The 20,368-nt window shown below is 45.6% G+C and carries 23 protein-coding genes; 4 read left to right on the forward strand and 19 right to left on the reverse strand.

Translation table 11 applies throughout. From position 1 onward, the window contains the following. Positions 1-174 precede the first annotated feature (174 nt). Both ITG12_RS05310 and ITG12_RS05315 read left to right on the forward strand, forming a co-directional pair. Positions 175-840, forward strand: coding sequence for a DUF1007 family protein (locus ITG12_RS05310; RefSeq protein ID WP_080628694.1), 666 nt, complete (start codon positions 175-177; stop codon positions 838-840). Further along, entirely contained in the window at positions 840-1,709 is an 870-nt protein-coding gene (locus tag ITG12_RS05315; protein ID WP_038875723.1) for a nickel transporter, read from the forward strand. Before ITG12_RS05310 ends, ITG12_RS05315 begins: the two co-directional genes overlap by 1 nt. 72 nt (positions 1,710-1,781) lie before the next feature. Here ITG12_RS05315 and ITG12_RS05320 read toward each other — a convergent pair whose 3' ends face one another. From ITG12_RS05320 to ITG12_RS05350, 7 genes are all read right to left on the reverse strand, one after another. Continuing rightward, the gene (locus tag ITG12_RS05320; RefSeq protein WP_020195649.1) at positions 1,782-2,117 is read right to left on the reverse strand and encodes a zinc ribbon domain-containing protein YjdM; all 336 of its coding nucleotides are present in this window, start codon (positions 2,115-2,117) and stop codon (positions 1,782-1,784) included. 141 nt (positions 2,118-2,258) lie between these two features. Continuing rightward, complete coding sequence (locus ITG12_RS05325; protein WP_038875727.1) at positions 2,259-3,686, reverse strand: 6-phospho-beta-glucosidase; 1,428 nt, start codon at positions 3,684-3,686, stop codon at positions 2,259-2,261. Positions 3,687-3,749: 63 nt separating this feature from the next. Next, positions 3,750-5,243 (reverse strand): PTS cellobiose/arbutin/salicin transporter subunit IIBC, encoded by a 1,494-nt coding sequence (gene ascF, locus ITG12_RS05330; RefSeq protein ID WP_038875730.1) that lies wholly within the window; start codon positions 5,241-5,243, stop codon positions 3,750-3,752. Positions 5,244-5,619: 376 nt separating this feature from the next. Continuing rightward, positions 5,620-7,167, reverse strand: coding sequence for an arylsulfatase (locus ITG12_RS05335; protein WP_038875732.1), 1,548 nt, complete (start codon positions 7,165-7,167; stop codon positions 5,620-5,622). 163 nt (positions 7,168-7,330) lie between these two features. Further along, complete coding sequence (locus ITG12_RS05340; RefSeq protein WP_038875735.1) at positions 7,331-7,570, reverse strand: hypothetical protein; 240 nt, start codon at positions 7,568-7,570, stop codon at positions 7,331-7,333. 337 nt (positions 7,571-7,907) lie between these two features. After that, on the reverse strand, positions 7,908-8,447 hold the full coding sequence (locus tag ITG12_RS05345) for a hypothetical protein (protein ID WP_038875739.1): 540 nt from the start codon (positions 8,445-8,447) through the stop codon (positions 7,908-7,910). Positions 8,448-8,571: 124 nt separating this feature from the next. Beyond that, on the reverse strand, positions 8,572-9,015 hold the full coding sequence (locus ITG12_RS05350) for a DUF3291 domain-containing protein (protein ID WP_038875796.1): 444 nt from the start codon (positions 9,013-9,015) through the stop codon (positions 8,572-8,574). Positions 9,016-9,318: 303 nt separating this feature from the next. Here ITG12_RS05350 and ITG12_RS05355 point away from each other — a divergent pair, with 303 nt between their 5' ends. After that, positions 9,319-10,116 carry a class I SAM-dependent methyltransferase gene (locus ITG12_RS05355; RefSeq protein ID WP_038875742.1) on the forward strand — a complete coding sequence of 266 codons (798 nt, stop codon included), beginning with the start codon at positions 9,319-9,321 and terminating at the stop codon, positions 10,114-10,116. Between the two features lie 117 nt (positions 10,117-10,233). Then, positions 10,234-10,605 carry a zf-TFIIB domain-containing protein gene (locus tag ITG12_RS05360; RefSeq protein WP_005528920.1) on the forward strand — a complete coding sequence of 124 codons (372 nt, stop codon included), beginning with the start codon at positions 10,234-10,236 and terminating at the stop codon, positions 10,603-10,605. Between the two features lie 63 nt (positions 10,606-10,668). Here the strand turns inward: ITG12_RS05360 and vopD are convergent, their stop codons facing one another. From vopD to sctW, 12 genes are read right to left on the reverse strand one after another with little or no spacing between them, the layout of a single operon-like run. Then, positions 10,669-11,673 (reverse strand): type III secretion system translocon subunit VopD, encoded by a 1,005-nt coding sequence (gene vopD / locus ITG12_RS05365; protein ID WP_038875745.1) that lies wholly within the window; start codon positions 11,671-11,673, stop codon positions 10,669-10,671. A gap of 9 nt (positions 11,674-11,682) precedes the next feature. Beyond that, entirely contained in the window at positions 11,683-12,882 is a 1,200-nt protein-coding gene (vopB, locus tag ITG12_RS05370) for a type III secretion system translocon subunit VopB (RefSeq protein ID WP_038875749.1), read from the reverse strand. Positions 12,883-12,885: 3 nt separating this feature from the next. After that, positions 12,886-13,377, reverse strand: coding sequence for a SycD/LcrH family type III secretion system chaperone VcrH (gene vcrH, locus ITG12_RS05375; RefSeq protein ID WP_005426175.1), 492 nt, complete (start codon positions 13,375-13,377; stop codon positions 12,886-12,888). A 12-nt stretch (positions 13,378-13,389) separates the two neighbouring features. Then, positions 13,390-15,207 carry a virulence-associated V antigen gene (locus tag ITG12_RS05380; RefSeq protein ID WP_248873807.1) on the reverse strand — a complete coding sequence of 606 codons (1,818 nt, stop codon included), beginning with the start codon at positions 15,205-15,207 and terminating at the stop codon, positions 13,390-13,392. 10 nt (positions 15,208-15,217) lie between these two features. Then, positions 15,218-15,508 carry an LcrG family type III secretion system chaperone gene (locus ITG12_RS05385; protein WP_005426293.1) on the reverse strand — a complete coding sequence of 97 codons (291 nt, stop codon included), beginning with the start codon at positions 15,506-15,508 and terminating at the stop codon, positions 15,218-15,220. A 60-nt stretch (positions 15,509-15,568) separates the two neighbouring features. After that, positions 15,569-15,982, reverse strand: coding sequence for an LcrR family type III secretion system chaperone (locus tag ITG12_RS05390; RefSeq protein WP_038866895.1), 414 nt, complete (start codon positions 15,980-15,982; stop codon positions 15,569-15,571). After that, on the reverse strand, positions 15,982-18,108 hold the full coding sequence (vcrD, locus tag ITG12_RS05395; protein WP_104048126.1) for a SctV family type III secretion system export apparatus subunit VcrD: 2,127 nt from the start codon (positions 18,106-18,108) through the stop codon (positions 15,982-15,984). Before vcrD ends, ITG12_RS05390 begins: the two co-directional genes overlap by 1 nt. Further along, positions 18,092-18,430 (reverse strand): type III secretion system chaperone VscY, encoded by a 339-nt coding sequence (gene vscY, locus ITG12_RS05400; RefSeq protein WP_038875758.1) that lies wholly within the window; start codon positions 18,428-18,430, stop codon positions 18,092-18,094. The genes vcrD and vscY overlap by 17 nt, the downstream gene beginning before the upstream one ends. A gap of 5 nt (positions 18,431-18,435) precedes the next feature. Further along, complete coding sequence (gene vscX, locus ITG12_RS05405; protein WP_038875761.1) at positions 18,436-18,813, reverse strand: type III secretion system protein VscX; 378 nt, start codon at positions 18,811-18,813, stop codon at positions 18,436-18,438. Next, positions 18,810-19,184 carry a type III secretion chaperone SycN gene (gene sycN, locus ITG12_RS05410; protein ID WP_038875764.1) on the reverse strand — a complete coding sequence of 125 codons (375 nt, stop codon included), beginning with the start codon at positions 19,182-19,184 and terminating at the stop codon, positions 18,810-18,812. Before sycN ends, vscX begins: the two co-directional genes overlap by 4 nt. Further along, positions 19,171-19,455 (reverse strand): TyeA family type III secretion system gatekeeper subunit, encoded by a 285-nt coding sequence (locus ITG12_RS05415; protein ID WP_005426113.1) that lies wholly within the window; start codon positions 19,453-19,455, stop codon positions 19,171-19,173. Before ITG12_RS05415 ends, sycN begins: the two co-directional genes overlap by 14 nt. Beyond that, the gene (gene sctW, locus ITG12_RS05420; RefSeq protein ID WP_038875767.1) at positions 19,436-20,329 is read right to left on the reverse strand and encodes a type III secretion system gatekeeper subunit SctW; all 894 of its coding nucleotides are present in this window, start codon (positions 20,327-20,329) and stop codon (positions 19,436-19,438) included. Before sctW ends, ITG12_RS05415 begins: the two co-directional genes overlap by 20 nt. Between the last annotated feature and the right edge of the window lie 39 nt (positions 20,330-20,368).

Genomic DNA, 20,368 nt, shown 5'->3' on the forward strand with positions numbered 1-20,368 from the left:
AAATCAATAAAATAGTTAACTCATCGGCTTTATTGCCACCCTATGCATCTCAAAAGGTAAACGGATAAACTGTCGATAAATAACCACACTAATAGTAATGAACAATGTTCAAATGTCATTATTGTTATGTTATAACAATCGGTAATTTGCATCATTTTAATCATAGGTAATCGGATGTCCATTTTTGGATCGTTTTCTCTTTCTAGATTACGCCTAACTCTTACTGCTTTCTCACTGCTGTTTTCTTGTTTTGTCCACGCCCACCCTCATTCTTGGGTGACAATGGAAACCAAAATCAATATCAAAGAAGATAAGATTCAATCGCTCTCAATGAACTGGGAGTTTGACGCCATGACCACGGCTTACATGCTGGCGGGAGAGAAGCTCACCGACGAAAATCGAGATGAAGTACTTTCGACACTCTCTAGTCAGGTTATTTACAACTTGTTATCAAGCCATTACTTCACCTACTTTTATGCCGACGATGAACCGATTCGCTACAAGATGGTGGAAGAAGGGTCTATCGAGATGAATGGTGCAAAAGCAACATTGAAGTTCAATCTTGAACTCGCTAAACCCACCAGTATCTACACGCCTGATCTGCGCCTGCTTATCTTTGATCCAAGCTACTTCGTAGATATGAGCTGGGAACATAAGCACGCCATCACCATCAATAAGCCTTACTCTGATCGTTGTCATATCGACGTGGTTGAACCAAACCCAACACCTGAGCAAGTGACTTACGCGATGTCACTCTCTGTTGATGCAGACCCAGATAACGAACTTGGCCAGTTATTTACCCAAAAAGCCCTCTTCACCTGTGATCCGGAGGAGAAGTAATGGGAAACTCGTTAGTCTTCAAACGCAGTCTGTTCGGTGTGTTTAGCGTAATGCTATTAGCCATTACTCTGCATATTTGGGATCACTTCCCTGCTTACTGGATGCAGTTGATTCGGCTTCAACGTGATACGGTAAACTCGCTCAGTGAATACCTGATGCTCATAAGCCAAGGGGAACTGTTGTACGGTTGGTACTTGTTAGGGTTTAGCTTTCTGTATGGTTTGCTGCATTCGGTTGCTCCTGGACACGGTAAAACGGCAGTGACGTCAATGAGCCTGATTCATGGCTACCGTCGTCGACAAGCGCTTGTATTGGTCGCGATTATTGCCGCCCTACAAGCAGCGAGTGCGTGCATTCTTTTCGTGATTACCGCCAAGATTGCAGAGCAGTTTGCTTTCAGCCTTTCCGATAATGTTCGTCTGCTGACGCAAGGGTGTGCGGTGTTTATTATCTTATTAGCGCTGAAAGAGTTTGCGTCGGTGGTTAAACGCCGCATCAAGCAAACACCCTCTCAAGAAGATGATGATTCCGCAGATTCTAATGGCAATATTTCATGGAAAGCACTGCTGCTTATCGGCTTTCGCCCTTGTACTGGCGCGGTGTTGGTTCTGTTTCTTTCTAACATGCTAGGCAGCTTAATGTGGGGCATGGTCGCGACATTCGTGATGGCTTTAGGAACGGCAATGACCAACTCGATATTGGTGTTCAACGCTTTAACGATTCAACGCCAAATGAAAAACCACAGCGCCAAACCTAATGCCAACTTGAGCGATACGCTTAACCTCGTTTTGGCAGTCACCATGGTGGCATCGAGTTTTATTCTCTATAACTTTGCCAACGTGGCAGGATTGCAGAACTTCGTCAGATAAGTACCGACAGCAATAAACGCAAAAGCCCCAACACTTGGTTGGGGCCCTCTCATTTTTAAAGGCGTTGAGTAATTACGCCTTTTTCACAAACTGCGCCGTCACCATCATCTCGCCAGCACCATCAACTTTGCAGTCGAGCTGGTGATCTTTGCCGTCTTTAATGCGACGAATCACCGCTTTGGTGCCGATCTTAAGTACCAACGAACTGCCTTTTACTTTTAAGTCTTTCGCTAACGTGACCTTATCACCTTCTTGCAGCAACGTGCCGTTGGCATCCTTCACGTTTACGGCATCTTCGTCTGCCGCCTGAGTCGGGTTCCACTCGTAGGCACATTCTGGGCAAACAAGCTGGTCTTGGTCTGGGTAAACGTATTCTGAGTTACAGTTTGGGCAAGGAGGTAGAGACATAAGTAATTACGAGCTAATGAATTTGCCGTTATGGTAAAGGGTAATGCTCACCTTATCGAGTAGATTTGTCAAAAAACGCCCTCACAGCTTAGCCTTCCCTCTTTGGAAAGGCATTTAAGATAAGGGCGTGCTTCTGTTTGATTAAAGCTCTGTACCGTTAGACGCGATCACTCGCTTATACCAATGGAAAGACTTCTTCGGTGTTCGGTTTAGTGTGCCGTTGCCTAGGTTGTCTCTGTCCACATAGATAAAGCCATAGCGCTTACTCATCTCACCTGTCGACGCCGCGACCAAGTCAATACAACCCCACGGTGTAAAGCCCATCAGCGGAACACCATCGGTAATCGCATCGGCCATGGCTTCTACGTGTTGGCGCAGATAATCAATACGGTAATCGTCTTGTACTTCGCCATTTTCGTCCGGTACATCTTTCGCACCCAGACCATTTTCTACTAAGAACAATGGCTTTTGGTAGCGATCATAAAGTGTGTTCATGGTGATTCGCAGGCCCAGCGGGTCAATCACCCACCCCCAATCGCTGGCAGGCAAATGTGGGTTCCTAATCGACTTCACGACGTTGGCTTCACTAGTATTATTAGCATTCATTTCTGCCGATGCACAACGTGAGGCGTAGTAACTGAATGAGATGAAATCGACCGTGTTTTTCAGCGTCTCGTAATCTTCTTCAAGAATCTCCAGCTTCACGCCTTTTTCATCAAACACTTTCTGTGCGTAAGATGGGTAGTAGCCACGAGATTGAACATCAATAAAGAACAGGTTCTCACGATCTTTTTGCATCGCGGTGAACACATCTTCCGGCTTGCAGCTGTATGGGTAGAAGTTACCCCCCGCGAGCATACAGCCAACTTGGTTCTCTGGATTGATCTCATGAGCAATCTTAGTCACCAGCGCGCTTGCAACAAGCTCATGGTGCGCAGCTTGGTATTTCACTTGATCGCGGTTTTCACCCTCTTGGAACAACAAACCCGCACCTGAGAATGGGCTATGCAGAAGGATGTTGATTTCATTGAACGTCAGCCAGTATTTCACTAGCCCATCAAAGGCTTCAAAACAGGTTCTTGCGTAGCGTTCAAAAAAGCCAATCATCTTTCGGTTTCGCCAAGAGCCATACTCGTTCACTAGATGCATTGGCACATCGAAATGGCACAGCGTGACAAGCGGCTCAATGCCATACTTGTGGCACTCTTCAAATACGCTGCGGTAGAAATCAATGCCTGCTTGGTTTGGCTCTAGTTCATCACCTTTAGGGAAGATTCGGCTCCATGCGATCGACATGCGAAAGGTCTTAAATCCCATCTCGGCTAGAAGTGCGATGTCTTCTTTGTAACGGTGATAAAAGTCGATGGCTTGATGGCTTGGGTAGAACTCTTCTTCACTCAATTCCACCGAATCGACAAGGCCGAGTTTGATTGGCATTCGGTTCTCACCATAAGGGATCATATCCACGGTTGTGAGCCCTTTGCCACCTTCTCGATAACCACCCTCAGATTGGTTTGCTGCGATTGCCCCACCCCATAGGAAGTTTTCTGGAAACACAGATTTAGACATCTTATTTACCTCTTAACATAGAGCCACCAGCAAAGGCGGCTCTATCAATTATTCAAATCTTGGTTATGCGGAAGCTGGTTTTGCAGGCTCTAACACCGTTTCTGGCTCTTCGGCTTTTTCTTTATTTGTGACGTCTTTATTTGCGATAGCTTCGCCCTCTTCGTCTTCATCGTTCGGGATATCTTCAAAACCAAGGATTAAAGTCAGAGCGAAAGAAAGCACAATCGACAGAGCAATCAGACCAAATACCCAAGCGATACTCATCGGGTCGTTCACATCAAAGAACTGCACACTAGTGAACAAGCTCGGCGCAGCCATTGAGTGGCTCGCCAGCCCTGCCATGCCAGCAAGTGCACCCACGATGAAACCAGTAATCATGGTCGCGATAAGTGGTCGTTTCAGACGAACAAGCACGCCGTAAAGCGCAGGCTCAGAGATACCCGCAAAAATTGCAGACGCACCCGCCGCACTCGCGGTTTGTTTCAGTTCGCGGTTTTTAGTTTTCCATGCAACCGCAAGACAAGCGCCACCCATACCGATGTTGGCACCGATTTCCGATGGCATAACCATGCCTTCACGGCCAGTTTCAGCAATAGTTTGGATAATAGTCGGTGTAAATACGCGGTGCATACCAGTCAGAACCAACAATGGCCAAAGTGCCCCCATGATCGCAACCGACAACCAACCTAGTGTGCTGTGAATGGTGTAAACCAATGCTGAAAGCGCAGTACCAATCCAAATACCTAGTGGACCAACCAAAACAATCGCCAGCGGTGCTGCAATCAATACGATCAGCATCGGTTTTAGGAAGTTCTTCGTCACTGCAGGTGTAATGCTATCAACCCAACGTTCGATGTAAGACAGCGCCCAAGTCATCACCAACACAGGAATAACGGTATAAGTGTATTTCACCGAAGTAATTGGAATGCTGAAGAAGTCAACGTGCTTACCATCAGCCGCTTGCGCCATCAACTCCATGAAGTTCGGGTGAATCAACACGCCCGCAATCGCAATGGACAGTGACATGTTGGTTTTGAATTTGATTGAAGCAGACGCGGCAACCATAACGGGTAGGAAAAAGAACGCACCGTCGCCAATCGCATTAAGGATGATCAGTGTTGAAGAATCATCATCAAGCAAGCCTGTCATCTTAAGAACCATAGCCAGCAGCTTCACCATTGAGCCGCCGATGATCGCTGGAATCAGTGGCGACATGGTGCCGACTAATGCATCAAGGATCTTAGCGCCAATCACTTTTGGAGTAAGCTTGACCTTTTTCTCTTGTTCACTCGATTCTGATGAAGAAAGGTTACACAACGCCATCACTTCTTTGTACGCATAAGAGACGTTATTGCCAATGATGACCTGACATTTATCACCATTGTGAACCACGCCCATCACACCTTTGATGCCCTTCAGTGCTTCTGCATCTATCTTACTTTCATCGCTTAATACAAAACGCAATCGCGTCATACAGTGTGTTAGTGCCACTACGTTTTCTGCACCGCCCAGTTTCTCTAGTACTGAACGAGCAATGATGCCGTAATCTTTCGCCATCTTTCTCACTCCAATTATTATTCATCAACCTGTAGGGAGGTTGTTTTCTTGCTGCGAACCTTCAAATGAGAGTCAACGAAATCGAACACAACAACAAAGTTACCGGTAACATGTTACTGGTAACTATCGGTAAATAAACCGCGTATTCGGAGAACAAGTTCAAAGTGGGATAATGGCTGGAATCCACTGCAAGGTGAATGAAACAGCGAAATCTAAACATGATTCACATTCTCAAAGACGTAAATCTGATCCGCTATTTCATTGACGAAGCTAATGATGTTGCATGTGAGCAAGTAACATTTATAAAACGTTAATTTCGAAACAAAAAAAGCCAGAGTCATTCTCTGGCTTTACTTTAGTTGAGGTGAAGTAATTGCTAGCTTTTCGCTTCTTCCAACTTACGTAAGTTAGTCATTTGCTCCATGACTTTGTCGACTGAGAAACTTGGGATCTCTTGTCGTGGAGGGAACTCTTTAAATGACTTCAACATCTCTGCCACTTTCTGTTGGGCAGGAACCAATAAGAACACATGCTCAAACTGCCATTTCTTATAGCCAAAGCCTTGATCGCCTTTCTCAAGTGGATCGACTTGAAGGTCGAAGATCATTGGTAAACGCAAGTTAGTCAGCTCTTTGGTCCAAACGTCCCAGCCTTCATGTTCTTGGATCTTGAAGTGCATCTTGAATCGTTTATCACGCATAGCAAGCAGCTCACCATCGTCAGACCAATAGAAAAACTCATCACGCGCTGATTTGTCTGTTTTACCCGTAATGAAATCAACTTGGTTGTAGCCATCAAGGTGGTTTTTGTAAGCCTGGTCTGCCGAAGAAGACTTATATCCTTTCAGCAAATCTTGCTTGATGGTGTCATTACCTGCAATGGATAGTAGCGTTGGGAACCAGTCTTCACTCGCGAACATGTCGTTCAACTTGGTGTTTGGCTGAATATGACCAGGCCAACGAATCATTGCTGGTACTCTGAAGCCCCCTTCCCAACCGGTGTTCTTCTCGCCACGGAATGGGCTAAATGCCGCATCTGGCCACGTCGCATTCATTGGGCCATTATCCGTGGTGTAAATCACAATGGTGTTATCCGCAATCTTCAAGTCATCGAGCTTATCAAGCAAATCCCCAACCATGTTGTCGTGCTCAACCATGCCGTCTGCGTATTCGCCAAGTCCTGTTGTGCGGTGCTCTGCTTTCACGTGAGTGCTGATGTGCATGCGCGTTGCGTTATACCATAAGAAGAACGGTTTATCGGCTTTGACCTGACGCTCCATGAAGTTCATCGCGGCATCAAGGGTCTCTTCATCGACCGTTTCCATACGTTTTCGCGTCAGCGGCCCTGTATCTTCGATCTTGCCATCCGCATAAGAGTGAATCACACCACGCGGGCCAAAGTTCTTACGAAACTCAGGATCTTTCGGGTAGTCTGGGTTTTCTGGTTCTTCCTCTGCATTTAGGTGGTACAGGTTCCCCATGAACTCATCAAAACCATGATTGGTTGGCAACATGTCGTCTTTGTCGCCTAAGTGGTTTTTACCGAATTGCCCCGTGGCGTAGCCCATGTCTTTTAGCGCTGTTGCCATGGTGATGTCTTGCATTTGCATGCCTTGCGCGGCACCAGGTAGACCAACTTTAGTCAAACCAGTACGAGCTGGCATCTGACCTGTGATAAATGTACTGCGTCCTGCGGTACAAGATTGTTGTGCATAGTAAGTGGTAAATAAAGCGCCCTCTTGAGCAATACGGTCAATATTTGGCGTCTCGTAACCCAACATACCTTGGTTATATGCAGAAATATTGCCGTAACCGACATCATCCCCAAAAATAACCAGCATGTTTGGTTTAGAAGCCGCATGGGCTGCAACCGATGATGTCGCGGCCACCATCGCAAGCGTTAGTGTAGATTTATTTATCTTCATAATATTATTTCTATAATGGTTCTTGGTTGAGTGAATTAATGAGTATTTTAAAATGAGGAAAAGCAATCCACTCTCACGATTCACGAACAACATTATTTATATTTGGAATTAGACGATGGATATATTCAATACATCCACCGCTTTAAGAATAGATATTTAACGTTTAGCTACGGCCTCGCAACACGATAGGCTGAGATTCATCCACTTGGCTCTTAGTTACTAAGCCACCAGCACGATCTTCATTTCGTCCTTTTAATTTGATACTAGCGTCAACCACTCGTTCATACTTCACTTGATTGCCTTGCGGCATAGTCATATCGATCGTACCCGTGTATGTGCCTTCTCCAGCAACTGCTGCGTTACCAAAGGAAACTGCGAGACCTAGGATTATCAGCCTTTTCATAACTAACCTCTCTTACTCTATTATTGAAATAGTGTCTTGCTAATAACTTGAGCGACAATGATTACTCAAGCTTTATCGATATAATGATATAGAGAAGTTAAAACAAACAAGGAAATATCACCTTTCCAAATTGGACAGGAAATTAACAATGATAATGTTAAAACCAAAAGTTATATTAACTATAACTTAATGTATAAGACTAAAAGCGTATAATTAATAAAGTAAAGTAAGAGTTTACTAATCTAATATATCGTATTATTACATTGATAAAATATTTAGCGAACTAAATACCAATACATAAAGAAATGACGGTGATGAATTTCCCTTTACCCATTATTTAAGTACGCGCCTTCAGATTTTCTACCGATTTACCTACCTCTCGATAGTACTTTAGATATAAGTCCTTACCTGACTTACTCAAAAAGAAAATGTAAAACTGACTTATCATAAGCCACAAGAGCAAACCTTTTTGTTCCAAAAATAAAAACTCAAAAGTAGGCGGGAAGAAAATGGCTATTCCAAGATACATGAGGCTATAAATAGTGGCTGTATATCGAGCCCACCCAGTGCTATACAGATGAGAGGCAATGTCTCGATTCCAATAAACCCAAACTGGAAAGTATATAAGAGCTAACCAACCAAGGATGCCTTTTTCTCCTTGGGCAACCCACACAAAGAGCATTGGAGCCGATAAAAGTCCTTGAATACGTCCCCTGTAATGCGTCAATACTCGCTGGCGATAATATTTTTTGGGATCTTTAACTCTTTCAATTTCCTCAGCACTAGCAGTTGCGACACACCCACACTCACTGCAATGAGCCGCCTCTGCCGCATTTCCGAAGCCACATGCATTACATGTCCATCGATACTTTACCATCTACCTATTAAACCAAATTTGACCTTTACTGATTTCAGTTAAACACGGAACCAATAATATCCCGAAAACAGATAAGTATTATTCGAGCTACGTAACTAGAATCCTTGTTAACCGGTAGACGGATTTACAAATCATTAGACGTAAAGTTAGCTTTAAAGGTAAATGCATATGGCGTATCGCCGTTTTCACGAAGGTACTGTAGACGGGCTAAAGCCTCCTCTGCTGTTGGGGTATGATTATCCTCAATCCACCAAAGCACATAAGTATCTTCTACTAAACGATGGAACCATTCACTCTTACGGCACATGAAATCACGATGATGGGTCCGGAACATAAAATTCTTCAGCGCATCCACGTTATCCCACACCGACATATTGACGATCATATTTGGGTCATCGAATAGCTTAATATTGGTGGCATCGCCGGATTCATCTTTTAGGCGCCAAACGAACCCATCACTTTGTTCTGCAATGCCATTCACCAAATCGAGATTATCAACAAAGTCCTTTATCTCAGGTGCATCGAGTGGGTACTTCGCTAAAGCAATATTCAATTGAGCAAGTTTCATTTCGTCCTCCTGAGCGTCTTTATGAAAACAACCTTTGGCTTTCTTTTCGCTCCCTTCTTCCAATTAGAGTTATTTCTATCTTTCTTGTAATTCCGAATTTATAGGATTGTGTGGTCGTTAGTCTCACTTCGGTGTACCACCTCTTCCAATTCAACTAGCTTTTCAATACCTTTTAACACATTGAGATAAGCAATACGTTTCTGAGCAAATTGAATCATTCAAAAGCGTGACATACGGCAAAGATGGAACTGTTTTCGAGCGAATTCGAGAACAAGTTGATATCTGGTTAAGGACTTAATATTTATGGATGAACTGATTGCTCAATATACTGGAGCAGATGAAGACTCTCGACTTACCCGTCAGAACATTACGAAGATAGAGTTTGATACCACAATGCACCTACTCGCCCCCTATTTAAAGTCAGGTGCCAATGTATGTGAGCTTGGAGCTGCAACAGGTCGCTATTCTCTTAGCTTCGCAAAGATGGGTTGTAACGTGACCTCGGTAGAACTGGTTCCAGACCAAGTAGAGATCTTGAAAAAGAATGCGGAAAGAAAGGACTTACCCATTGATATCCATCTAGGCAGTGCTTGTCACGTCCCTTTCATTGAATCCGGTTCACAAGACCTTTGCGTAATACTTGGTCCTCTGTACCACTTGAAAACCAAGAATGAACGCGATCAAGCAATCAGTGAAGCAAAGCGCATCCTAAAACCAAATGGAATCTTAGCGGTAGCGTATATTTCTAGATTCTTCGTCGCAGGACTATTCGCACAAAAGTTTCCTCAACTCGTAACTCCATCGACTTTATCTGAGCTTTATACAAATGGCACAGTCACAACCTCTGAGGCAGATCGTTTTTTCAAAGTTGGCTACTTTGCCTCTCCTGAAGAAATTGAGCATTTGTTGCGCTCACATACTTTCAACATTCTCGACCATGCCGCTACCGATGGGTTTGGTCGCTATATCTCGGAAGGCATTAATAGCTTTACGCCTTCGCAATATCAAACATGGTTGGAATACCACTTAAATACATGCCGACAAAATAGCTTATTAGGCTCAAGCAATCATGGACTCGTCATTGCTAAGAAAACAATATAAACCACTTAGAAAGATTCAAAACGTATGGCACGAAAGATGTCGTATTTTGATTTGTCGTCAAAGAGAGCTGGGAGTACTAGGCTCACTTCTCTTTAGAAAATAAAAAGGAAAAACAAAATGCAATGCCCAAAATGCAATTCTGACTTTGAACAACTGCAAACTCCGCTAGGCGATGTTGAACGCTGCACTGAATGTAAAGGCTTATGGATTGACGCCTACGAAGTGGAAGCGATGAAGCCGTTAGCTGATGTGATTGATTCAGGTGACGAAGAAATCGGAAAAGCCTTCAATGCGATTGATCGTATCGATTGCCCTGTATGCCCAAACAATCAACTGCTTCGATTGGTCGATCCAAAACAGCCTCATATCTGGTTTGAAAGCTGTCCTACGTGTAAAGGTCGCTTCTATGACGCCGGTGAATTTAAAGATCTAGCGACACTCGACCTATCTGATTTTTTCAAGAAATTTGGCTTGGTTGAGCGCGTGTAATTTATTTCTTCTTTCCATAAAAAAGGCGCTGTATTCCCAGCGCCTTGATGATTGATAGCAAACCTATACCGTAGGGATAGAGGCACGCCATGCTTGGTTTTGACTATCAGCGATAGAGCGGAAAAGCTCACGCAGCTCTTTTAGCAAACCTTCTTGGAAGCCAATGTTTTCATCGGCTCTCTGTTTGTCTGCTTGAGCACGAGTTGCTAATACCTCATCCTCTTTGCTTCGAGCTTGAGCTTTCGTTTGCTCTACATTTGCAGCTGAATTCGCCATTTGGCCAAGTCCCTGCAATACCGCGTTCTTCGATTGGTTTGCGCCCATCATCTTGTCGAACTTGCGGCCACCACTAGACAAAGTATTTGTCGTATCAGTAATGCTATCTTTTGCGAACGCATGAGCACGTCTCACTTGATCTTGTTGAGTTTTCGACAAGTTAGTATTACCCATTAACTCTTCAACCTGATCAAAGCCTGCTTTCTGCGTCTTCAATACATTGTTGCCCGCGACTTCTGCCTTGATTTCTTTGCCCGCTTTGAAAGAACCCACGGCACCGATAATAGCAGTCACACCAGCCAATACGCCTGATACTACCGCCATCGCGATCATCGCTTTAGCAGAGTTGTTTAACTCTTCCGCTTGGCTCTTGATGCTTGCAACGTTTGCTTCAACGGCAATTTCACGTTGCAGAACCTGTTGCTCACGGCTTAGCTTAGACACTTGGTAAAGCAGAGTAATCAGAGACAGTGATTGCGAAATGGCATCCGATGGTGACTTAACCACTTGCTCACCATTCAGTGCTTTTTCGGTGGTTTGCATTAATAGATTTACGGTTGGAGCCAACGCGCTCATCAGCTTTTCTACCACACGAGCTTGATCGCCAATCGCAGGGGCTTTTGGCCCATCCAATTGGTAGTTCTTCGCACCCGTTACTGCACGATCATTGTTACCACGGACAGCAGCAGCTTCGGTTTTCGTCTCAGACGTTTTCTCTGCCTGAGTTGTTTTGCCTAGTTCACCCAAACCGTAAAGGTCAGCGCGTCCAGTATTACTAATTTTATCTAACATGGTTGCTCCTTAAACCGTCGCTGGGCGACTCATTACCGCTTGCATCGTTTCGCCTTTCGCATGAATCATCTGCATGATGACACTCATTAGCTCTTGGAAATCTTCCATTAGCTTGGCGATTTCTTCTTTAAGTTTGTCGATCACCGCTTGGCTAAGCGTCATCTTCGCCCTTAAATCTGTAATGTCAGCTTGGATTTCAGTTACATGCGCATTGTTTGCAGCATGAACGCTGTCCGTGGTCCCCTTGCCTACGTTAACAGTAAGGTCGACGGTCTCAGCACCGTAACGGATTGCCTTCGCGGTGGTTGTCGCCGCTTTAGAACCCATATCGGCAATTTTCGCCATGTTTGTCGCCGCTTTGGTTGCGATATCAGTGACTTTTTGCGCAATTGAACTTGCACTTTTCGCCGCTAACTTCGCAATACCACTCGCAGCTGCACCACCAAATGTAACTACAGCGCCAATGACGGCAGTCGCAATCTCTAACGCCATGACGACTTTATTAAGTATATCGACGTTAATTCCAGCCTCTTTCATCGCCTCTTGAACAGCAGGCTCTTGCAGAGTCATATTGATTGCGCCCATCACTCCGCCCGCGATCATTAATGCGCCAGCTGCCGCACCAACACCCGTCGCCACCATGATTGCACCAACGACAATAGAAACCACAGCGCTAACCCAACCGAAGATCTTGGAAGCTAAGCCCGATTTTTGTGCTTCTTTCGCTGCCGCTTCAGACTCTTTGATCTTCTCTAGGTTTTCTGCCATCTCTTGTTCGTGCTTCGCTTTCGCTACCTTCACTTCCTGAATTTTGAGCTCGTTTTGAGCGCTTTTCAGTTTGTCTGTGATAGCAGCCAGTTCAACTTCAAAATCATCTGCATAACCTGAGATGATTTTCACTGCTAGCGAGCCCGTACTGTCGGCAACCGCGTGTAAAACCTTGGCAATTGAGTCTACGATTTTTTGTAGCTGCTCCATGGCTTTAAGCGTAAGGTCACTCACCTTATCGCTGACTGCGGCATTTGGTGCATCAAGCTGAACTTTTACCTTACCGGTGTTCAATGCTTCAGCATCTTTACCTTTTACGTTTTCAACGGTTACTGACGGCGATGCATAAGCAGCGGTCTTGTTAACCTTGTTTAACGTAGTTTGGTCAGAATCAGGCGTGTATACCTGACTCTGAATGCGGTCAAGTGCAATAGAATTCATATTCTAGTTACTCCTTTTGTTTCTCACCGCTTCTAACATGATGCCTGCTCGTTGATGCAAGTCTGCATACTCTGATTTCCCAGCAGACATCTCCTTCGCGCTGTAAAACCCACTCTCTGCTTCCGTCAGTTGCTCAAGCTTGAGGTGACATTCTGCAGAGTGGAAAGGTGGGCGTGGATCATTTACGTCCACAAGCGCAGCGTAGCTGTAGGCGTCAAGCGCCTGCAGGTACTCACCCAGTTCCTGACGAGCCGCACCCAAACCAATGAAAAATCGCGCTTGATAGTGATCAAGCATGCTAAGCAGCTGAAATACCTTAGCGGCCTGCTCTATTTTGCCTGACTGGAAAAAGTTGTATCCAACCGCATAAATGTGCTCGATGGTGTCTGCTGATACATCGTGCAGCATTTTTAGCGTGCCCCCCTCTTCCAAAAATGAAAGGAGTTCCTCTGCTTGCATTTGAGATGGGTCAGTTGGCGCGTTTTGTGTAGTCATGGTTATTTATCCTTAAAGGGCTCGTAGGATTTCTTGTAAAATACTGTGGTACTTCTGAACAAATTTGTTCATCGCTTCAACGGTTGCGTTGTACTGAGAACTGGTGTCGTTTAACTCGGTCGTTTTAATCTGCACTTCATCGTTGAGCACTTTAGATTCTGCGGTGACAGAACTGGAGAAATTAGACAGCTTGTCCCCTTTGAAAGAGTCGCTTCCAACTTCCATTCCCTGTTTTACTAAAAAGTCTTTATGGTTGGTGATGTTGTTGTCTTTTAAGTATTTGTATTCAGGAGAAGCCTTAAACGCCGCGTCATTGTCGTAACCAAAATCGCTGGCTTTAAAGTTGTTCGCTGAATCACCCGGCTTGTAAGTGCCATCAACACTTTGGGTCGAGTGTATTTTTGACTGAACGACACTAAACACTTTCAATTGGATCGTTAGATCTTCGAGTTGTTCTTTTTGCTCGTTACGCTTTTCAAGGCGGTCGACTCGGCGCTCGTTTAGAGCAAACAAGACGCGTTCATCAAAGCGGTCACCGATACTAGATTCAATCACCGACAGTAGGTCACGAGCGGTCAATGCGTGCTCGGCATTCACTTCTTTACTGCTCACTTCCTCTGGTGTGATTTTGCCCAAACGATCATTGAGCTTTTCTAGGTTCTCCATCATTTTTTGATGACGTGCAATGAAATCCGTCCCGATGTCTTGGCCTGCGACTATTTTGTCGAAAAGGAGTCGGATATCTTGTGCGGTGTTTTGTTTAATCCGCTCAAGTTGCTCCGGTGTTGTTTGAGTGACCTGGACATCGAGCAAGCCGTTATAGAACGCATCGATCTGAGTGTTGATAAGCGCAATGGCTATATTGGAGAACAAACTCGATAAGGTGATCGCACTAGGATCCGATTTTATTCTCGCGATTTCGGCATCAAGGATAGTTTGCAGTTGAGCAACACCACCTGCGCCGTAAGCATTTTCAAACTGTCCTTTTACTTGTGTCGCTAAGCCATTTAGCGCATCGGTAAGTTCCTGCTTAGACATGCCTGGAATCCAAGCAATCTTGTTCGCCAAGGCCTGTGCATCATCGGTGCTGATGGTGATCCCAATGCTATTGAAAGAGGCAACAAGTTGAGCGGTAACAGCAGCTCTAAAGCTTTCTTCTGTTAAGAAGTAGTCTGAATTCTTAAGCTCATTAAGGTTGACCGAACCAAGATTACCAAAGGCATTTCGCAAGAACGGAATAGCACTCTCGCGAACCTCACTGGCACTCATCTGCACTGCCAGTGCATTTACAAACGAGCTAATCTCTGCCGTTGCTGCTTTAAGGGCGCTCGTATCTAAAGCTTCAATTTGCAGTGCTTGGTTACTCTGGCTTCCCAAACGGAAATTAGCGACAAAATCGGTCGGAAGCGAGCTGTCGACCTTGTCTTTTAGCTGTGTGCTAAACCAAGATTGGAATTGATGTGCGAGCGTAGTATTAACGCCCATCTCCACTTCTTTAGGTGCGTTCTGACCATTCAACGCTTGGTGTTGCAGTGACTGCATCCAATGCGCAGCGGTCTCAGCGGCAGTAGTCCCGGTAAAGGCATCTTGCTTCTTTAACAAGGTTTCCAATGAGTCTGCATAAAGATCCAAGCTTTCTTGTTCGGTGCGCCCAACGACCATAGGTAATTGGCGAATCAATGACTCCAATTGATTCGGGTCGATACGGGCATCGCTTAGAATGGGAGAAAGGGTCTTAACCAAACTCTGCTGGAATGCGATCTGAGAATCACGATTGGCTGTTGTATTGAGAACTCCGGTGATGGAGTTCATGGCTGTCATATCCGTCATGTAAAAACCTCTAGATCACCATGCCACGCATCATGGTCGGTCGCTTGCGCCTAGTGCCTTTGGTGCTCGCGGCTTGCGGTTGATGCTGTTGTTGTCTGCGGCGTTGTACTTCTTCAAGCAGCTCATGCTCTGCTTGCTTCATCAATTGAGGCGAAGCGTTTAACCCATCGAGCAGAATGTTGCCTGCTACCGGACCAACGCCTAATCCTTCGAGTAGTTCATTGAATACGTCAGTCCTGTCTTCTGCATTGCGAATAGCAAGTTCTGAGTTTTCAATGGTTTCAGTAAAGGGTTGCTTCATCTTGGGTCCTATCTTAAAGCGAAGCATCTCTGGGATGCTGTCAGTAACAGTCGAGAGTTTTTACTTTTTTCTCTTTTTAAGTGGGCGGTAATCACTGAGGCGCAAGAAGTACCAATCTTCTTGTTCATCATGGCTCGCCCCACAGGCGCGTAAGTAGAATTGTGCTAACCGATGGCTGCTCATGTTGCTACCTCGCAATACATCAACGTTGCCACGGATAGCCCAGTCGAGCGGGTACAAACGGATGGCATGTTCTGCGAGCATAAATAGCGCGGAGAAAGGGTTGCTTAGACCTTGGTTTGGGCTGATTCTTCGCAGCAATACGATGATGATTTCGCCCTCTTCGACACGAAAGACCAGCTCCATCCCATCACATTCATAACGATGACCAAGTAAGATGGTACTTTTCTGCCAAAAGTAGGGCGTCACTTCGATGCCTGACGCCACTAGAGACTGAGTGAGAAGGCATTTCATCACATACCTACCCTGCCAAGCGGTTGAATATTGATTTGTTGCGTCAGCTCTTGGAACGACAACACCGGCAACTCGTAGTATTCAGATTCAATCAGTTTGCGTACGTAACGACGCACGTCCATCGACACCACCAGCACAGGCTTATTTGGCATGCGGCTTAAATCACCAATGGTTTGCTTAACGTCGCTGACAAATTGCTGAGTGACAGAAGGGTCAAGCGCCAAATAACTGCCCGCAGAAGTCTGACGAATGCCGTTACGGATCGTATCCTCCAAACTCTGATCCAACAGATAAGCTGGCAGCATGTTTTGACCGCTGGCGTACTTGTAACAGATATAGCGTTTCAAGCTTGAACGGATATATTCTGTCAGCTGTACCACGTCTTTCTCCTTCTGGCCCCACTCCACCATGGCTTCTAAAATCACTCGTAAATTACGAATAGAAATGTCTTCAGAAACCAAACGCTGCAGGATTTCCGTCATCTTTTGCAGAGGCACAATACGTTGCGCTTCTTTCACCAGTTCGGAATAGCTGCCTTCCATTTGCTCAAGCAGATAGCGGGTCTCTTGAATACCGATGAAGTCTTGCGCGTACTCTTTCAAAACGTGAGACAAGTGATAAGTCAGAATGCGATCGGGGGTCAGAAAGCCCACATGACTGTTTTGCAGTTTTTCGTGATGACTTTGATCGACCCAAATGCTCGTAATGCCAGGCAGAAAGTCGTCGTCTTTTTCGTAAGGTACGCCCAGCAAATCAATCTGTTCATTACCTTCGGTCACCAGCAGTTTTTCGCTTTCAATTCGCCCGCGAGCTACTGGTACTTCTTGCAATTGAATCAAGTACTCGCCGTTACTCATTCCTTCGTTGAAGCGTAAGTGAATACCGGGGAACGGCACACCGAGATCGAGGTAAAGCGCGCGCCTGACTCGTGCAAGCTCATCGTTCAGAGCCACGGCTTCTAAACTCTCTTGTAAACGAGAATCCAAGTCGATGAGCAGCGGTACTGTCATCGCAAACTCTTCTTGCTCACCCAGCTTGCCTTTGCTATTACGAGATGGCGTCGGTTTATTAGGCTTAGCCGCTGGCGAACCAGCACCTTGGGCGACGAAGCTAGGTAAATCAGAACTGTCGGATTCGCTTTGTTTTTTCTGTTGGTAGAACAAGAAGAAGCCACCACCGCCAACAATCGCGGCAAGAATCAGGAAGGTAACCTTCGGAAAGCCCGGAATAAGAGCAAACAAGATAAGCAGAACGCCACCAACCAACAAAGCTCTTGGCTGAGCAGTCACCTGACCACCAATATCTGAGCCTAAGTCAGAAGAGTCCTCGTTTGAAACACGAGTAACGATGATGCCGGCCGTGATAGCGATAAATAGTGCTGGGATCTGCGAAACCAGACCATCACCGACGGTTAGGATTGCGAACAGCTCAAGTGCCTCAGAGGCAGACATGCCCTTTTGAGTCACACCGATGGTAACACCACCGAGAATGTTCACCACGATGATAATCAGGCCCGCAATTGAGTCCCCTTTCACGAACTTCATCGCACCATCCATCGAGCCATACATTTGGCTTTCTTTTTCGATCAATGAACGGCGGTGACGCGCCTCATGAACATCAATAACCCCGGCACGCATATCGCCGTCGATACTCATCTGCTTACCCGGCATCGCATCAAGGGAGAATCGAGCGCTAACTTCCGCAACCCTTTCAGAACCTTTGGTGATCACCATAAATTGAACAATGGTGATGATCAGGAAAACAACAATACCCACCACCAAGTTACCGCCGACCACGAAGTTACCAAAGGTATATACGATCTGACCTGCATCGCCTTGCAGCAAGATAAGTCGCGTTGTCGTAATAGAAAGCGACAAGCGAAACAAGGTGGTGATCAAAAGCACGGCTGGGAATGCAGAGAATTCCAGCGGTGTCGTGATGTAGATAGCCAACATCAATAAGACGACCGCAATACTCATGTTGGTACCGATCAAAACGTCCACGAGTGCCGTAGGTAAAGGCAAGATCATCATAAAGACGATCGCAAGTAACATCACGGCAAGCATGATGTCTTTACGCTGTCCGACTTTGTTTAGAATATCGATCAACTTATTCATTTGATTCACTATTTAGAGATTGTAGATAACGTCGATGCGCGCGGCGGGCACCTTCAACATCCTGTTGTTTCCAGCGAGCTTGGCTTAGGCAAAACCACAAGCCCGCTTTATTTGAATGTTCGGTTTTCAATAAGCTTTCGCACAACTCGATTGAACGTGTGTATCGACCCGAATTCAGGCATGCCACTGCTAATGTTTGGCGAGCTTCTTGATGCTGAGGTTCGATTTCCAGCAGTGCATCAAGCAAGGTAATCGCTTGTTCCGGCTTTTGATATTGAACTTGGAGTGCAGCGTGGATAAGCAACAGCTCCACGTCTTTCGTTTGCAACATGGGGCTTAAACCTGAATCAGTAGATTCAACGCCATGGTGAGATAACGTTGGTCTAATTGGGTACTTTGCAGTGTTTCCAGTGCCTGATTGAGCGCGTGCGAACCATTTTTCTGCGCCAATTCCTGAAGCCGCAGCTGAGTGGTATCAAACTGTTGACGGTATTTGTCTGGGCGAAGTAGCTCCGAATGCGTCAACTTTGGCTTGGCAAGCGACATCAAGTACTGCTCAGAGGGGCGAAGCTCGTACAGTTTCTCTAGGTGAGTCGCGATGGCTTGACCATCAGGCAACAGTTGAAAGCGCTGTGGGAAGTCGTTTTCAACTTGTTCAAGTGAAACGTGAGTAAAGCCTTCAATACCAACGTTTAATGTACTGATGCGACTCATGAATCCGCCACATCTTTATGTAAACGAGCCAGTAGAGCGAACGCTTGTTCGATGGTTGGCAAGGTCACTTCATCCCCTTCAATTTGTGCAGAGAAGACCAGTGTCTGTTCATCCAGCAACCCAGTCTTAATGAGGAATGGCCAACCTTGACCTGCATGGCAAAAACTCAACGCCTTTTTAATCGGCTCATTCGACTGGTGCCAAGGCAACGGTTTCGCCAGCATGAGAAACAGGCAGTCTTGATGCTTCTCGATATGCAGAGTGCCGCTTTGCTCGAAGCTCAGTTGAACACGTCCTGCTGACGAGAAGTCCACCGCTTCAAGTCCCATTCCTCGGCAAAAATCATCCACTGACGCATCAATCCAATTCATCGTCCCACATTTCCTCTTCTTCTAAATCAATCGCTTCATCAAGCGCCTTTTGCACAGCTTGTATTAGGTTTTGTCGCTGTTCTTCGTCGTTAAATACATCAATTGGAATATGGCGAATCAGTTTGTGCAGTTCCCTAAAAAAGCTAATTTTTCGCTCCGTGGATGCCAACTCCATGGCGTTCACTAGGTTCCATATCTCGGCACTTCCAACCCAACGCTGTTCAACCAAAGCGATGACATCTGACATCAAATCAGTAACTTGATAAGCCATAGTTTGCCTGCTGAGGTGTGAACATCTGGTAGAGGTTACTGACTTGGTCTTGAAGCGTATTCAACGTCTTAAGTTTTTGCATATCGGACATCAAAAGCTGAAGCTTAACGGAGTCAATATTGCTACCTTGCACGCTCAAGTCTGCGCTCATGCCCTGCAACATAAAATCGACCGCCGTGGAGACCTCTTTTGCACCAAAACGCTCAACCACATCCTTGTATGCTGAGCCTAAACCTTGGTAGCTATGTACCGTGTCGCGATAGAAACCACGCAATTGGTGCAAACTGCTAAAGCCTTGCTCTTGGCTGTATTCATCCGCAAAGCTTGAAACACGAATTTCAGTATCAATCTGAGCCCAAGAGTCCGGGTTCTGCTCAAAGGTCAGAATGGCTTGGTCTATCAGCGCTAATAGGTTCTTACTTTCCGGATTGGCTCCGAGGAACTTTTTCACTGCTTGCAGCGCGAGGTACTGATGGCTCTTCTCTTCAGAGAATCCGTTGAGGTACGCCTGTAACTGAGCAATCGTTGATAAGTTGCCGCTTGCCATTTTGGTAGCAAGGTCTTTGATCTTTTGGTTCTTCTCAAGATCAGGCACTTTTCTTAGGTAATCAGAGACCAGCTCATGCGCTTCATTCACGCGAATGCTGCCGTCTTTCACTTTGCGTTTCGTGAGATCTTTTTCTGCTTTTTCTGAACCTAACGCCGTCAGCTCTTCCATCGCATCAAACAACGACTGAGTTGCATTGTGTACGCGGACAGTTTCACCTCGATAATTACCATTAACTGAGGCTCCCGTGCGGGAAGACTCAAGGTTACTTCGGATTGACGCGTCAAATTTGTTGCTCGTTAAAATTTGGCTATTGATAGTGCTCATTGATTTGCACTCCTTCCTACAATAAGAGCGAATTATAGG

Source organism: Vibrio sp. ED002, from assembly GCF_023277445.1.
Taxonomy (GTDB): Bacteria; Pseudomonadota; Gammaproteobacteria; order Enterobacterales; family Vibrionaceae; genus Vibrio; species Vibrio jasicida.

Bases quoted from the DNA above. Each gene is read 5' to 3' on its own strand.
- ITG12_RS05310 (WP_080628694.1), top strand. From the start codon at position 175: ATGTCCATTTTTGGATCGTTTTCTCTTTCTAGATTACGCCTAACTCTT.
- ITG12_RS05315 (WP_038875723.1), top strand. From the start codon at position 840: ATGGGAAACTCGTTAGTCTTCAAACGCAGTCTGTTCGGTGTGTTTAGC.
- ITG12_RS05320 (WP_020195649.1), bottom strand. From the start codon at position 2,117: ATGTCTCTACCTCCTTGCCCAAACTGTAACTCAGAATACGTTTACCCA.
- ITG12_RS05325 (WP_038875727.1), bottom strand. From the start codon at position 3,686: ATGTCTAAATCTGTGTTTCCAGAAAACTTCCTATGGGGTGGGGCAATC.
- ascF (WP_038875730.1), bottom strand. From the start codon at position 5,243: ATGGCGAAAGATTACGGCATCATTGCTCGTTCAGTACTAGAGAAACTG.
- ITG12_RS05335 (WP_038875732.1), bottom strand. From the start codon at position 7,167: ATGAAGATAAATAAATCTACACTAACGCTTGCGATGGTGGCCGCGACA.
- ITG12_RS05340 (WP_038875735.1), bottom strand. From the start codon at position 7,570: ATGAAAAGGCTGATAATCCTAGGTCTCGCAGTTTCCTTTGGTAACGCA.
- ITG12_RS05345 (WP_038875739.1), bottom strand. From the start codon at position 8,447: ATGGTAAAGTATCGATGGACATGTAATGCATGTGGCTTCGGAAATGCG.
- ITG12_RS05350 (WP_038875796.1), bottom strand. From the start codon at position 9,015: ATGAAACTTGCTCAATTGAATATTGCTTTAGCGAAGTACCCACTCGAT.
- ITG12_RS05355 (WP_038875742.1), top strand. From the start codon at position 9,319: ATGGATGAACTGATTGCTCAATATACTGGAGCAGATGAAGACTCTCGA.
- ITG12_RS05360 (WP_005528920.1), top strand. From the start codon at position 10,234: ATGCAATGCCCAAAATGCAATTCTGACTTTGAACAACTGCAAACTCCG.
- vopD (WP_038875745.1), bottom strand. From the start codon at position 11,673: ATGTTAGATAAAATTAGTAATACTGGACGCGCTGACCTTTACGGTTTG.
- vopB (WP_038875749.1), bottom strand. From the start codon at position 12,882: ATGAATTCTATTGCACTTGACCGCATTCAGAGTCAGGTATACACGCCT.
- vcrH (WP_005426175.1), bottom strand. From the start codon at position 13,377: ATGACTACACAAAACGCGCCAACTGACCCATCTCAAATGCAAGCAGAG.
- ITG12_RS05380 (WP_248873807.1), bottom strand. From the start codon at position 15,207: ATGACGGATATGACAGCCATGAACTCCATCACCGGAGTTCTCAATACA.
- ITG12_RS05385 (WP_005426293.1), bottom strand. From the start codon at position 15,508: ATGAAGCAACCCTTTACTGAAACCATTGAAAACTCAGAACTTGCTATT.
- ITG12_RS05390 (WP_038866895.1), bottom strand. From the start codon at position 15,982: ATGAAATGCCTTCTCACTCAGTCTCTAGTGGCGTCAGGCATCGAAGTG.
- vscY (WP_038875758.1), bottom strand. From the start codon at position 18,430: ATGTTGCAAACGAAAGACGTGGAGCTGTTGCTTATCCACGCTGCACTC.
- vscX (WP_038875761.1), bottom strand. From the start codon at position 18,813: ATGAGTCGCATCAGTACATTAAACGTTGGTATTGAAGGCTTTACTCAC.
- sycN (WP_038875764.1), bottom strand. From the start codon at position 19,184: ATGAATTGGATTGATGCGTCAGTGGATGATTTTTGCCGAGGAATGGGA.
- ITG12_RS05415 (WP_005426113.1), bottom strand. From the start codon at position 19,455: ATGGCTTATCAAGTTACTGATTTGATGTCAGATGTCATCGCTTTGGTT.
- sctW (WP_038875767.1), bottom strand. From the start codon at position 20,329: ATGAGCACTATCAATAGCCAAATTTTAACGAGCAACAAATTTGACGCG.